Here is a 12,509-nt window from a genome sequence, read left to right on the forward strand (position 1 = left end):
ACACTCAAACGCCGACCCGTGCGCCAGGTTGCCGACTGCGCCGAAAGGACCCGATGGCCGAGATCGTCAACCTGAACCGCGCGCGCAAGGCGCGAAACAAGGCAGAGACGAAGTCACGGGCCGAGGTCAACCGGGTTCTCCATGGCCTCACCAGGGCCGAACGCGACGCCGCCCGTGCAGAACGCGAACGCCTGTCACGCCTGCTGGATCAGTCCCGCCTCGAGGATTAGGACGCCACCTTCGGCGCGCGGGCCAGCAGCGCCTGCCCACCCAGCACCAGCGCCAGCCCCGCCGCCGCCGACCATCCAAAATGGGCGTCCTCGAACAGCACCGACACCAGCATGGCGATCGGCGGCGTCAGGGCAGAGATGTAGCTGGCCAGGGCATAGCCCTTTGCCCTCGCCACGGCGAAATAGGTGACGAAGGCCACGACCGAACCCATGACGGCCAGATAGACCAGCGAGATCAGATAGCCGGGGCTCGGATCGATCGTGAACCGCGCGCCCGTCACCAGCCCGAAGACGACCAGCATCCCCGTCCCATAGGTCATGGCCCAGCCGGTCTGCGGCAGGATCGCGGTGCCCATCTCCTGACCCCGCCAGGAGAAATAGTTGCCGACGGCAGAGCTCAGGACCGCCAGGAAGGCGAGGCCGATCCCGATCAATGCGCGCTGGTCGAAACCGGCCCCGAGCGCTTCGCCACCCGACAGGACGGCGACACCGATGATCCCGAGTGTGGCCCCCGTCCAGGCCGCGCCTGAGGCCTTCTGGCCCACCACCAACCGGAACAGCACCAGATTCAGGAAGGCAAGGCCGGCGAACACTACAGCCACGATGGCCGAGGTGACATGCCCCTCGGCCGCATAGGTGAAGGAGTAGCTGACGGCGAAGATGAAGGCACCCTGTCCCACGGCCGCCAGATGCTGGCCTCGCGTCAGCTTCAGCGAGCGCCCGGTCACCGCACAGCCGACGATCAACACCAGCGCCGCCAGCCCGAACCGCCAGACCAGCGACGCCACCGGATCGACCGTCCCCAACTGCCAGGTGATCGCATACCAGGTCGTGCCCCAGATCACGGCACACAGGGCGACGCCAGCGATGGCCAGGGCATTGGCGGACGGACGACGCAGGGGTTCGGGCAGGCTCAAGGCAGACTCACACTCAGGGTAGAGCGCCGACCCTTGCCGGGTGACGGCGTCGCAGGCAACCGCGATCCCCGTCCGACACCCCAAGGCTGCCTTATGTCACGCCCGCAGCTTGACGACGTTGCGCACGGCTTCAGGCACCGCCGAATAAACGGTGGCCGGCCGGATCCCCAGTCGCAAGCGGGCCGCGTCCAGAGGTTCACGGAACAGGCCCTCATAGTCCAGTGCCGGAAGCCAGCGCGCCGCGCGTCCGTTCCGCCATGCCTGGAGGACCGCCCGCCGCGCCGGAATGGCCCGGTTCTCCCGCTGGATCTCGCGCGCGGCGCCATAGCCGATGAAGGCAAACCCGAGGTTCCGGGTCTGGCCATAGGAAAACGAAACCACGCAGGCTTCGCCCAGCGCATCGGTGCCGTAGCCGGTCAGGACGTGCCAGATGTCGTGGATGTCCCTGAGCCTGCGCGAATACCAGACGACCGGATGCGGCGCGTCGATGAAGGGCACCACTTCGCGCTCCACCGCGGCGAGCCCGTCGGCTGTGAAGCCGCGCGCTTCCCGGAACGCCCGATAGGTCGCACCGACCGTCCCCGGCTCGAACCGGGCCAGCCACTCGGGATCATCCAGCCTGTGCGCCAGTTCGTCACGCAGGAAGGCCTGACGACCACCCTCCATGGTGCGCAGCATCCGCGCATAGCCTCGGGCCTGCGATCGACCAGAGAGAGCCTTCATGATTTCAAAGACCTGGGCGGTGTCTTCCTTGTCCCGTATGAGCTTTCGGAACGCCCGATAGGCGGCGAACGGCTGAATGCGCTGCGGCTTCAGCGACTGGAACTCTTCGGGGTCGGCAAGCGTATCGATCGTCATCGAGGCATCCCGCTGTGAGGATCGCGAGTATAGCGCACCCTGCGACCGTCGCGAACCCTGGCCCGACGCCTCGCCACCCTCTCCACCGAACCCGGCGGATTCAAGCGGCGACCTTCAGCCTTTTGAACGCGGCGCTTGTGGCCTATCGTATCCGCGTGGAAGAGGCAGCTTTGACGGAACGCGCAGTCTGATGCTCAAGAAGCGCTCCGTCACCCTGGCCGGTCACGCCACCTCCGTGGCTCTGGAACCCGAGTTCTGGGTCATCCTCGACCGCATCGCCGCCGAACGGAATCTCAGCCACGCAGGCCTGCTGGTCTGGGTCGACCAGACACGGGGACGTCGCCCGCTCGCCTCCGCGTGCCGGCTTCTCGCGCTGGAGCACGCGGGGTCAGGATCCATCACTCGCTAAGTGCGACGATCGCGCGCAGGGTCTTCTTCTCAACCCGGAGATACCGCCGTGCCCGTCGATCGCAGCAACCTTCTTCCCCCCGCCATCTTTGGCGGGCTCATCGCCATCGGCCTGATCGGGTCCGGCATCGCCATCGGCGGCGGGGTCATAAATGCCCAGGTCGGCAACCGGCAGGTCACGGTGCGCGGCGTGGCCGAGCGTAACGTCGTGGCCGACCTGGCCGTCCTGACCATCAACTTCAGCCAGTCGGGCGACGATCTGGATGCCGTCACCGGCAAGATCGACGGCGATCTGCTCAAGGTTCAGCAGTTCCTGAAGGCCCAGGGCTATCCTGAGGACGCCCTGACCAACGGTCGCCTGTCCGTCACGGACAACAAGGCCAATGCCTATCAGCCCGCCGGCGACGTGTTGCACTATACCGCCACCAACTCGGTCACGATCCGCACCCGCGACGTGGCCCGCGTGGCCCAGACCCAGCGTTCGCTGGACCAGCTGGTGCGTCAGGACGTGCTGATCGGGTTCGCCGACCCGGTCTATGTCTACACGAAGCTGAACGAGGTCCGCCCGTCCATGATCGCCGAAGCCACGGCCTCGGCCCGCTCGGGGGCGGAGCAGTTCGCCAAGGATTCCGGCGCACCGCTCGGGCCCATCCGCCAGGCGACGCAAGGGTCGTTCGAAATCCTTGCCCGCGAGGACATCGACAACGAATCCACCTCGCTGGACAAGCGCGTCCGCGTCGTCGCCACGGTCACCTACCAGCTGAAATAAGCCTTCGGTCTCCTCCCTGTCGCGAAGCGCTGGGGAGGAGATACCGACATCAGTTCGAGGGGGCCGGGCCCGGGGTCGGCAGGGTCGGCGGCTCGACCTCCGGCAGCCTCGGCGCATCCATCGGGGGCAGGTTCACATCCACATCGATCCGGGTGTCCGCCGCGTCCTTCGCCGGGTTGTTTCCGCTCAACAGAACGACCGCGATAATCGCCACCACGACCACCAGCCCGCCGATCAGAAGGGCAATGAAGCCACCGCCCCCTCCGCCTCGCTCGGGCTGGACGTTGACCGTCGTATGGGACGACGGCTCGCCTCCGCGGTTTGAATGATCGGTCATTTTCCAGTCCCTCTCCATGCGCCGCCCTGAACCGCACAAACGACAGCGTCGCTTGCCGGTTCCTGGCCCGTCGAAGTCAGGGACTGACTTTGGCCTCTGTGCTCATTATGTTCCGGGTCACGCCGAATCCCGGGATCCCCGCATTGACTGACGCCCTGCCCGCCCCGCGCATCTCCGACCTCGCCCGCGCGCGCGGTCCCGGTGGCGTGGCACCTGAGGCACCCGACTATCTGTCAGGGCTCAACCCCGAACAGCGCGCGGCCGTCGAGGCGACCGAGGGACCGGTCCTCGTCCTCGCCGGGGCCGGCACGGGCAAGACCCGCGTCCTGACCACGCGCCTCGCCCACATCCTTGCCACTGGCCGCGCCCGTCCGTGGGAACTGCTGGTCGTCACCTTCACCAACAAGGCTGCCCGCGAGATGCGCGAGCGGATCACCCACCTGATCGGCCCGTCGGCCGAGGGGCTGCGCTGGCTCGGCACCTTCCACTCGGTCGCGGCCCAGATCCTGCGCCGCCATGCCGAACTCGTCGGTCTGAAGTCCACCTTCACCATCCTCGACACGGACGATCAGGAGCGGCTGCTGAAGCAACTGCTCGAAGCCGCCAACATCGACACCAAGCGCTGGACGCCCAAATCGCTGTCCGGCCTGATCGACCACTGGAAGAACCGCGGCTGGACGCCCGAAAAGCTGCCGTCCGGCGAGGACTTCGCCAATGGCAAGGGCCAGAGCCTGTACGCCGCCTATCAGTCGCGCCTGGCCACGCTGAACGCCTGCGATTTCGGCGATCTGCTGCTTCACAACCTCACAATTCTATCGAAACACGCGGACATCGCTGACGAATATCGGAAACGCTTCCGCTACATCCTGGTCGACGAATACCAGGACACCAATGTCGCCCAGTATCTGTGGCTGCGGCTTCTGACGTCCTCGACCGGCAACGTCTGCTGCGTCGGTGATGATGATCAGTCGATCTATGGATGGCGTGGCGCAGAAGTCGACAATATCCTCCGGTTTGAAAAAGACTTTCCCGGCGCAAAGATCGTCAAGCTGGAGCGCAACTACCGTTCGACCAGCCATATCCTGGGCGCGGCGTCCGGCCTGATTGCCGCCAACCGCGACCGTCTGGGCAAGACCCTGTGGACCGAGGACCAGACCGGCGACAAGGTCCGCGTGCGCGGCGTCTGGGACGGCGAGGCTGAAAGCCGCCTGATCGCCGACGAGATCGAGGCCGCTCGCCGCGATGGCATGAATTACAAGGATATGGCTGTCCTGGTTCGTGCATCGTTTCAGATGCGCGCTTTCGAGGAACGGTTCGTCCTCCTGGCCATCCCCTATACGGTTATCGGCGGGCCGCGGTTCTTCGAGCGCGCGGAGATCCGCGACGCCCACGCCTATCTGCGCCTGATCCAGTCCGAGGACGACGATCTGGCCTTCGAGCGCATCGTCAATGTGCCCAAGCGCGGCATCGGCGACACCAGCGTCCAGAAGATCCTGCAGATCGCCCGTCACAAAGGCGTCCCGGCCATGACCGCCGTGCGTGACCTGATCACCTCCGACGAGCTTCAGGCCCGCACCCGCACGGCCCTGTCGACCTTCGTGCGCGACCTCGACCGCTGGCGCGCCCTCGCCGCCGACACCCGCCACTGGCTGCTGACCGAGGCCGTGCTGGAGGAAAGCGGCTATACGGACATGCAGAAGGCCGACCGCGTGACCGGCCCGACCCGCCTCGACAACCTGAAGGAACTGACCCAGGCGATGCAGTCGTTCGACACGCTGGGTGCCTATCTCGAACACGTTTCGCTGGTCATGGACCTCGACCGCGGCCCGTCCTCGGACGCCGTCCAGATCATGACCCTGCATGGCGCCAAGGGACTGGAGTTCCCGCTGGTCTTCCTGCCCGGATGGGAGGAAGGCGTCTTCCCCAGCCAGCGCAGCATCGACGAGAAGGGCGAAAAGGGCCTGGAGGAGGAACGCCGCCTCGCCTACGTCGGCGTCACCCGCGCCAAGCAGGACGCCCGCATCTCCTTCGCCGCCAACCGCCTTGTCTACGGCCGCTGGACCTCGCAGCTGCCCAGCCGCTTCGTGGACGAACTGCCGATCGCCCACGTCGAGGCCGAAAGCGATACCGGCTACTACGGGGCCTCCGCCGGCATGAAGGAGGCCAAGAGCCGCTGGGATGACACCCCCTCCTTCGGGGCGGGCTACAGCTCCCCCGGCTGGCAGCGCGCGAAAGCCTTCACCGCGGCCCAGACCCCCGGTGCCCGCCCCGCCCGCAACACCGTCATCGAGGGCGAGGGCCGCCTGATCGCCACCGCCGACCCGAAATCAGGCTCCGGCTTCGTCAAGGGCCAGCGCGTCTTCCACCAGAAATTCGGCTACGGCGCGGTGACGGCAATCGAGGGCAACAAGCTGCTGATCGACTTCGAGAAGGCGGGCGAGAAGAAGGTCATCGATACGTTTGTTGAGAAGGCATGACCGGGTCCGGGCGGAAGTCCGGTCTTCCGGTCGCTTTCTTCAGGCGCGGACGTCGAGCAGCCTGAGGCTTTGCACGGCGACGTTGGCGTTGACCTTCTGCGGCTCCAGGCGAGCGCGAGGGTCCAGGTCGGCGGTCGAGTTGAACGGGCCAGACTCCGGGCGGGCCGGGTCGATGTTCTTTTTGGCATTGGATACGTCGGTGCAGTTGCGGCAGCTGTAGCCGTTGACATAGACGGGCGTTGAATAGTCGCCGTTGATCGCCATACTGAAGTCCCCCTGCGGGTCAGGTTCCTCGACCCTCGCACGATATTCGTTGCGGGCAGCTGAACGGTTACATCCGGTTCGAACGCGGGACGCGGCGATGATGCTGGAGTCACATCTGTTCGACGACGACGACTTTGTCTGGATCAACGGCGATCCCCGTGAGCCCCGGCAATCGCTCGATCCCGATGAACCGGTACGCGATCTGGACAAGGTCATGGCGGAATCGCACGAGGCACTTGATCTACAGCGGGCTGCCGAGGCTCAAGACAAGAGCTGACCCCTTAATCTCCGCTCATCCCCGCGAAAGCGGGGACCCGGTGTTTTCGGCGGTCCGACGCTTCGATCACGGTAATCAGATGCCCTGCGGCGTGCCCCATAAAAGATCCGGGTCCCCGCTTTCGCAGGGATGAGCGGGTTAGGGTTGGGGGCTGGCCCCACACGCTTCCTTAACGAGGTCTTGCCAACCTCCCTCCGTGCACCCTGCCCTCGCCACATCTGCGCCCCCCGATCCTGCCCCACCCCTGTGGGAGCGGGCGGCCGCACTGTTCGTGGTGATCATGCTCACCGGCGCCTTCGTCGGCCCCGTCTTCGCCCCGACCCAGGAGGAAACACCGATCCTGCGGCTGGTCTGGCTGCCGGTCTATGTTGTCATCATCGGGCTGTTGGCGGTGCGGGCGGACAAGGTCGTTCGCGCCTGGCCCGCCCTGCTGATGGTGCTGGGCCTGGTGCTCCACGCCTATGCGTCGAAATACTGGTCGATCGATGTGGAGACGACCTCGCGGCGCGTGCTGGCGATGGCGATGGCGTCGGTTTTTGCCGTCTATCTGGGTGCCGCCTTCCGGGGCGTGCACCTGGCGCGGCTGCTGATGTGGATGGGACTGATCCTCGGCGTCGGCAGTCTGGTCTTCGTCTTCGCCTTTCCCGCCATCGGCGTGCACCACGGCGATAACGACGGCCTGTGGCGCGGCCTGTGGTACGAAAAGAACCAGATGGGCGTCATCATGGTCGCGGGTGCCGCCGCCAGCGCTGCCTGCCTGGCCTCCGAACAGACCCGCCATCGCCTGATGCCCACCGTCGCCCTGCTGGTCACGACCCTTCTGGTCCTCGCCACCCAGTCCAAGACCTCCCTGCTATGTCTGCTGCTCGCCGTCGGCCTGATCGCCGGTCTGTGGGCCATGCGGCGGGGTGGAGCCGCGTTCTCGGTCGTGGCCATCTGGGTCGGCGTCGTACTGATCGCGACCGGCTCCTTTGTCTTCATCACCGAGCCGGCGGTGGTGCTGAAGGCGCTGGGCAAGGATCCCTCCCTGACCGGCCGGACCGACATCTGGGTCAGCCTGATGCACAAGGTCTCGGTCCATCCCTGGACGGGCTATGGCTACCAGGCCTTCTGGGGTCGCGACTCCGTGCCCGCCATGTATGTGCGCGCGGAGACCGGCTGGCCCGTGCCGTCGGCCCACAACGGCTGGATCGACCTGCTGGTCCAGCTGGGCTGGCCCGGGGCCATCACCGTCGGCATGGTGGTCGCCATCGGCTTTCTCGGCTCGGTCTTCCGCGTCACGACCGATGGGCCGAAGGAGGGCTGGTGGGCGCTGGGCTATTTCCTGGCCTTTCTGCTGCTCAGCCTGTCCGAGAGCGTTCTGCTCAGCCATGCCAACCTGCCCTGGGTGCTGATGCTGGCCATCGTCGCGCGCGCGACCTGTCTGGCCCCCGACACGGCGCGCGTGGCGCTTGCTCGGACGGCGCGCGGGGCCTACCAGCAGCGACCCCGAATCGCGACACACTCCGCCCATGCCCGCCAACGCGCCATCCCTGTTCGATGACATTCCCGAGGCCCCCAAGCCTGCGGTGCCCGTGCCCGACCCGGCTCTGACACCGCAGGCCGCCGCGCCCGTGGCCGAGCCGTCGGCTCCGCCCGCTCCCGGTTCCTACTCCGCTTCCTCGATCGAGGTGCTGGAAGGTCTGGAGCCCGTTCGCAAACGCCCCGGCATGTATATCGGCGGCACGGACGAACGGGCCCTGCACCACCTGTTCGCCGAAGTCCTCGACAACGCCATGGACGAGGCCGTGGCCCGCCATGCGAAACTGATCACCGTCGACCTCGACGCCGACGGCTTCCTGTCGGTCAAGGACGACGGGCGCGGCATTCCCGTCGATCCGCATCCGAAACATCCCGGAAAGTCGGCGCTGGAGGTGGTCATGACCGTCCTCCATTCCGGCGGCAAGTTCTCGGGGAAAGCCTATGAAACGTCAGGCGGTTTGCACGGCGTGGGCGTCAGTGTCGTCAACGCCCTCAGCGACCGTCTCGACGTCACCGTCTGGCGCGACGGTTTCGAGTGGAAACAGTCCTTCAGCCGCGGCCTGCCGCTGGGCCCGATTGAACAGGTCCAGCCGTCGAAGAAGAAAGGCACCCTGATCCGCTTCCACCCGGATGCGGAGATCTTCGGCGTCGGCGCGGCCTTCAAGCCCGCCCGCCTGTTCCGCATGGCCCGGTCCAAGGCCTATCTGTTCCGCGGCGTCGAGATCAAATGGACCTGCGCGCCCGACCGGATCACCGATGCGACTCCGGAAGCCGCGACCTTCCACTTCCCCAACGGCCTGGCCGACGCCCTCGCCGAACGCATCGGCGAGCTGGAAACCGTCACCCCGACCTTCTCCGGCCGGGTCGAGCGCAAGGGCGAGGCCGGGGCGGTGGAGTGGGCCGTGGCCTGGTCGCCGATCGGCTTCGGCGAGGCCGACGGCTTCGTCCAGTCCTACTGCAACACCGTGTCGACCCCCGACGGCGGTACGCACGAGGCCGGTTTCCGGGCCGCCCTGGTCAAGGGGTTGAAGGCCTATGGCGAACTGACCAACGAGAAGCGCGCGGTCCAGATCACGGCCGAGGACGTCATCGCCAACGCCGGGGCCATGATCTCCGTCTTTGTTCGCAATCCCGAGTTCCAGGGTCAGACCAAGGACCGGCTGTCGTCCCCGGACGCCCAGCGCCTGGTCGAGGCCCTGCTGCGAGACCCCCTGGACCACTGGCTGACCGAAAACCCCAAACAGGCCAATGTCCTGCTGGGCTTCATCATCGAGCGGGCCGAGGACCGGCTGCGCCGAAGGAAGGACAAGGAGGTCCAGCGCGCCCAGGCCACCCGCAAGCTCCGCCTCCCGGGCAAGCTGTCGGATTGCAGCCGCCAGTCCGCCAACGGCACCGAACTGTTCATCGTCGAAGGCGACTCGGCCGGCGGTTCGGCCAAACAGGCGCGCGACCGCACGACCCAGGCCATTCTGCCCCTGCGCGGCAAGATCCTGAACGTCGCCAATGCCACGGCCGACAAATTGCGAGCGAATATAGAACTTTCGGACCTGACCCTCGCTCTCGGTGTCACGACCGGGCCGCGCTTCGACATCGAACAGCTGCGCTACGAACGCATCGTCATCATGACCGACGCCGATGTGGACGGGGCGCACATCGCGGCGCTCCTGATCACCTTCTTCTACCGCTCCATGCCCGAGGTGATCCGCCAGGGCCGCCTGTTCATGGCCCTGCCCCCGCTCTATCGCCTCTCGGCCGGGCCCCTGTCGGAATATGCCCGCGATGAGGCCCACCGCGAGGAGCTGATGGCCACGGTGTTCAAGGGCAAGAAGGTCGAGCTTGGCCGGTTCAAGGGCCTCGGCGAAATGATGGCCTCCCAGCTCAAGGAGACGACCATGGACCCGAAGAAGCGCACCCTGGCCCGCGTCACCCTGCCCGCCTCCGAAGACGACATCGAGGACCTGGTCGAACGGCTGATGGGCAAGAAGGCCGACGCCCGCTTCCGCTTCATCCAGGACAACGCCCGGTTCGCGGTGGCCGATCTGGACGTTTAGGTGGCTGTCACGATCGGTTGAGGATCAGCGTCGATGGCCAGACCCGGCGGGTTCAGCCGGCGCGTCGATGCAGGCGGATAAGGCAGCCGACGGTGGGCATGATCCTCAGGCCGCAAATGGGTGCGGGCACCCTATCGCCCTGGTGCCAGTTCGTTCTGCACCCGTCGCCCCAACGGATCCCGAGCCACCCAGGTCTGGCCGACACGCGCCTCGACGACCGGCGAGCAGTAGCGCGAGATCATCATGAAGGCCGGCCGAATGCCGTTCAGGCAGACACGCTGGCCCTCGATCCGCCAGGACGCCGAAAGCCGTCGTCCATCCGAAAACTGGGCTGAGTAGGTGCCATCCCGGTTGAACCAGTGTCGCACCCAGCCGCCGTCCGGATAGCGCGACACCAGCGTGTTCTCGAACATGTCGGCGATCTCGGCGCGGGCCGTCATCGGCGTCGTCACTACGCAGGCGGCCGCGAGAGCGATGATGGTCTTCCTCATGCCTGAACCCCCTCCGAAATCCTGTCTCCGGACGAAGTCTTAACGATAGTTCACACTTTGCCAAGCGCGGCCGTTGGTCCGTGAATACTTGACTCTGGCGTAGGGGCTTCTATATCCGGCCCACGTTCGGGACAGGATCTGGCGAATCGCGCCGCCCGCTCGCCCAGAGACAGGGCGGTTCCGCGACATCCCCCGCCGCCCCATCGATCGGGCGGCTCCTGCTTTCCCACCGGCACGCCTCGTTGCCGGGCTCCGTCCAAGGATACATGACCGAATTTTCCGCTCTGGGCCTCTCGCCCACGACCCTGCAAGCCGTCATCGACACCGGCTACACCACCGCCACACCGATCCAGGCCCAGGCCATTCCCGTGGCCCTCGCCGGTCGCGACGTGCTCGGCATCGCCCAGACGGGCACTGGCAAGACGGCCGCCTTCACCCTCCCCCTCATCGAACGCCTGTCCAAGGGCCGCGCCCGGGCCCGTATGCCCCGCGCCCTGGTTCTGGCCCCGACCCGCGAGCTGGCCGACCAGGTCGCCATGTCGTTCGAGAAATACGCCAAGGGGACCAAACTCAGCTGGGTCCTGCTGATCGGTGGCGTCTCCATGGGCGACCAGGTCGCGGCGCTGAACAAGGGCGTCGATGTCCTGATCGCGACGCCGGGCCGCCTGCTGGACCTGTTCGAACGCGGCAAGATGATGCTGAACGGCGTCGAGCTGATGGTCGTCGACGAGGCCGACCGCATGCTCGATATGGGCTTCATCCCCGACATCGAGCGCATTTTCAAACTTACGCCGCCCAAGCGTCAGACCCTGTTCTTCTCGGCCACCATGCCGCCCGAGATCACCCGTCTGACCCAGGCCTTCCTGAAGGATCCGACCCGGATCGAGGCGTCGCGCCCGGCCATGACGGCCGAGACCATTACCCAGTATCTGGTGCGCATCCCCTCCAGCGACCCCAAGGCCAAGCGCGCCGCCCTGCGGGAGCTGATGGCCCGCGCCGACGTCCGCAACGGCATCGTCTTCTGCAACAGGAAGTCGGAGGTCGATGTCGTCGCCAAGTCCCTCAAGCAGCACGGCTTCGATGCGGCGCCGATTCACGGCGATCTCGACCAGTCGCTGCGAACCCGGACGCTGGCCGACTTCCGCTCCGGCGCACTGAAGATCCTGGTCGCATCCGACGTCGCCGCCCGCGGCCTGGACATCCCCGACGTCAGCCACGTCTTCAACTACGACGTCAGCCACCATGCCGACGACTACGTCCACCGCATCGGCCGGACAGGTCGTGCGGGCAAGCTGGGTCAGGCCTTCATGATCGTGACCCCGGCCGACGACAAGTCGCTGGACAAGGTGATGAAGCTTATCAAGATGAGCCCCGAGGAACTGGTCCTCGACCTCGACTGGTCGAACCTCGGCGGCGGTCCGTCCCGTCGCGGGGAACCGAAGTCCGATGCCCGCCCGGCGCGCGGCAAGGCCCGTGCGGACAGTCCGACCGAGGCCATGGCGGCGCGCAGCGATCAGCCCGTCGTCTCATCCGTCGTCCCCTCCACGCCGACAGCTCCTGACGAGGCTCCGGCCCGCCGCACCCGCAGCCGCCGGGCGAGCAAGGCCGCGACGCCTGCGCCCGTGTCGGACGCTGTCCCGGTCGCCGCATCGGTTGCGCCCGTCGCCGAACCCGCATCGGAGCCCCGCCCGTCGTCAGAGCCGCGGCTGCGTCAGGCCGATCGTCGCCCCGGCGGTCGCGCCGGCCACGACCCGGCACCCGCTCGCGAAGGGGCCGGCTTCGGTGGCGATGTCCCGGCCTTCCTGCGTCGACCGGTTACCCTCAAGGGTTGAAATCTTCGTCGGGCTTCGTGTTTTTTGCCCGGCGTTTAACCCTGCTTTACGGATCGACCGCTACAAACTGTCCAACA

Annotated in this window: 13 protein-coding genes; 8 read left to right on the top strand and 5 right to left on the bottom strand. The window is 66.6% G+C overall.

What is annotated here, in order from left to right:
• Positions 1–53 precede the first annotated feature (53 nt).
• Positions 54–230, top strand: a complete 177-nt coding sequence (locus O3139_RS09250) for a DUF4169 family protein (RefSeq protein ID WP_269513779.1) — start codon at positions 54–56, stop codon at positions 228–230.
• On the opposite strand, the gene O3139_RS09255 is transcribed toward O3139_RS09250, so the two are convergent.
• Both O3139_RS09255 and O3139_RS09260 read right to left on the bottom strand, forming a co-directional pair.
• The gene (locus tag O3139_RS09255) at positions 227–1,147 is read right to left on the bottom strand and encodes a DMT family transporter (protein WP_269513780.1); all 921 of its coding nucleotides are present in this window, start codon (positions 1,145–1,147) and stop codon (positions 227–229) included. The two genes, O3139_RS09250 and O3139_RS09255, sit on opposite strands and share 4 nt — an antisense overlap.
• 96 nt (positions 1,148–1,243) lie before the next feature.
• Entirely contained in the window at positions 1,244–2,005 is a 762-nt protein-coding gene (locus tag O3139_RS09260) for a Coq4 family protein (protein WP_269513781.1), read from the bottom strand.
• A 190-nt stretch (positions 2,006–2,195) separates the two neighbouring features.
• Here O3139_RS09260 and O3139_RS09265 point away from each other — a divergent pair, with 190 nt between their 5' ends.
• Together O3139_RS09265 and O3139_RS09270 are read left to right on the top strand one after the other, a co-directional pair.
• A complete protein-coding gene (locus tag O3139_RS09265) occupies positions 2,196–2,414 on the top strand; it encodes a ribbon-helix-helix domain-containing protein (RefSeq protein WP_269513782.1) in 219 nt (72 codons plus the stop codon).
• A gap of 48 nt (positions 2,415–2,462) precedes the next feature.
• Positions 2,463–3,182, top strand: coding sequence for an SIMPL domain-containing protein (locus tag O3139_RS09270; RefSeq protein WP_269513784.1), 720 nt, complete (start codon positions 2,463–2,465; stop codon positions 3,180–3,182).
• Between the two features lie 49 nt (positions 3,183–3,231).
• On the opposite strand, the gene O3139_RS09275 is transcribed toward O3139_RS09270, so the two are convergent.
• A complete protein-coding gene (locus O3139_RS09275) occupies positions 3,232–3,519 on the bottom strand; it encodes a hypothetical protein (protein WP_269513786.1) in 288 nt (95 codons plus the stop codon).
• 107 nt (positions 3,520–3,626) lie between these two features.
• Here O3139_RS09275 and O3139_RS09280 point away from each other — a divergent pair, with 107 nt between their 5' ends.
• Positions 3,627–5,996 carry an ATP-dependent helicase gene (locus O3139_RS09280; RefSeq protein WP_269516458.1) on the top strand — a complete coding sequence of 790 codons (2,370 nt, stop codon included), beginning with the start codon at positions 3,627–3,629 and terminating at the stop codon, positions 5,994–5,996.
• 39 nt (positions 5,997–6,035) lie between these two features.
• Here O3139_RS09280 and O3139_RS09285 read toward each other — a convergent pair whose 3' ends face one another.
• On the bottom strand, positions 6,036–6,260 hold the full coding sequence (locus O3139_RS09285; protein WP_269513787.1) for a hypothetical protein: 225 nt from the start codon (positions 6,258–6,260) through the stop codon (positions 6,036–6,038).
• Between the two features lie 97 nt (positions 6,261–6,357).
• Between O3139_RS09285 and O3139_RS09290 the strand changes: the two genes are divergently transcribed.
• The 3 genes from O3139_RS09290 (at position 6,358) to parE (ending at position 10,109) form a co-directional block, all read left to right on the top strand.
• Complete coding sequence (locus O3139_RS09290) at positions 6,358–6,537, top strand: hypothetical protein (protein ID WP_269513788.1); 180 nt, start codon at positions 6,358–6,360, stop codon at positions 6,535–6,537.
• Positions 6,538–6,733: 196 nt separating this feature from the next.
• Entirely contained in the window at positions 6,734–8,080 is a 1,347-nt protein-coding gene (locus tag O3139_RS09295) for an O-antigen ligase family protein (protein ID WP_269513789.1), read from the top strand.
• A complete protein-coding gene (gene parE, locus O3139_RS09300; RefSeq protein WP_269513790.1) occupies positions 8,049–10,109 on the top strand; it encodes a DNA topoisomerase IV subunit B in 2,061 nt (686 codons plus the stop codon). The genes O3139_RS09295 and parE overlap by 32 nt, the downstream gene beginning before the upstream one ends.
• 131 nt (positions 10,110–10,240) lie before the next feature.
• Here parE and O3139_RS09305 read toward each other — a convergent pair whose 3' ends face one another.
• Positions 10,241–10,600: a hypothetical protein gene (locus O3139_RS09305; protein ID WP_269513791.1), complete on the bottom strand. Its 360-nt coding sequence runs from the start codon at positions 10,598–10,600 to the stop codon at positions 10,241–10,243.
• Between the two features lie 266 nt (positions 10,601–10,866).
• On the opposite strand from O3139_RS09305, the gene O3139_RS09310 reads away from it, so the two are divergent.
• Positions 10,867–12,432 carry a DEAD/DEAH box helicase gene (locus O3139_RS09310; RefSeq protein WP_269513792.1) on the top strand — a complete coding sequence of 522 codons (1,566 nt, stop codon included), beginning with the start codon at positions 10,867–10,869 and terminating at the stop codon, positions 12,430–12,432.
• Positions 12,433–12,509: the final 77 nt, after the last annotated feature.

Origin of the sequence: Brevundimonas subvibrioides (assembly GCF_027271155.1) — a bacterium.
In the GTDB taxonomy this organism is placed as follows: domain Bacteria; phylum Pseudomonadota; class Alphaproteobacteria; order Caulobacterales; family Caulobacteraceae; genus Brevundimonas; species Brevundimonas subvibrioides_D.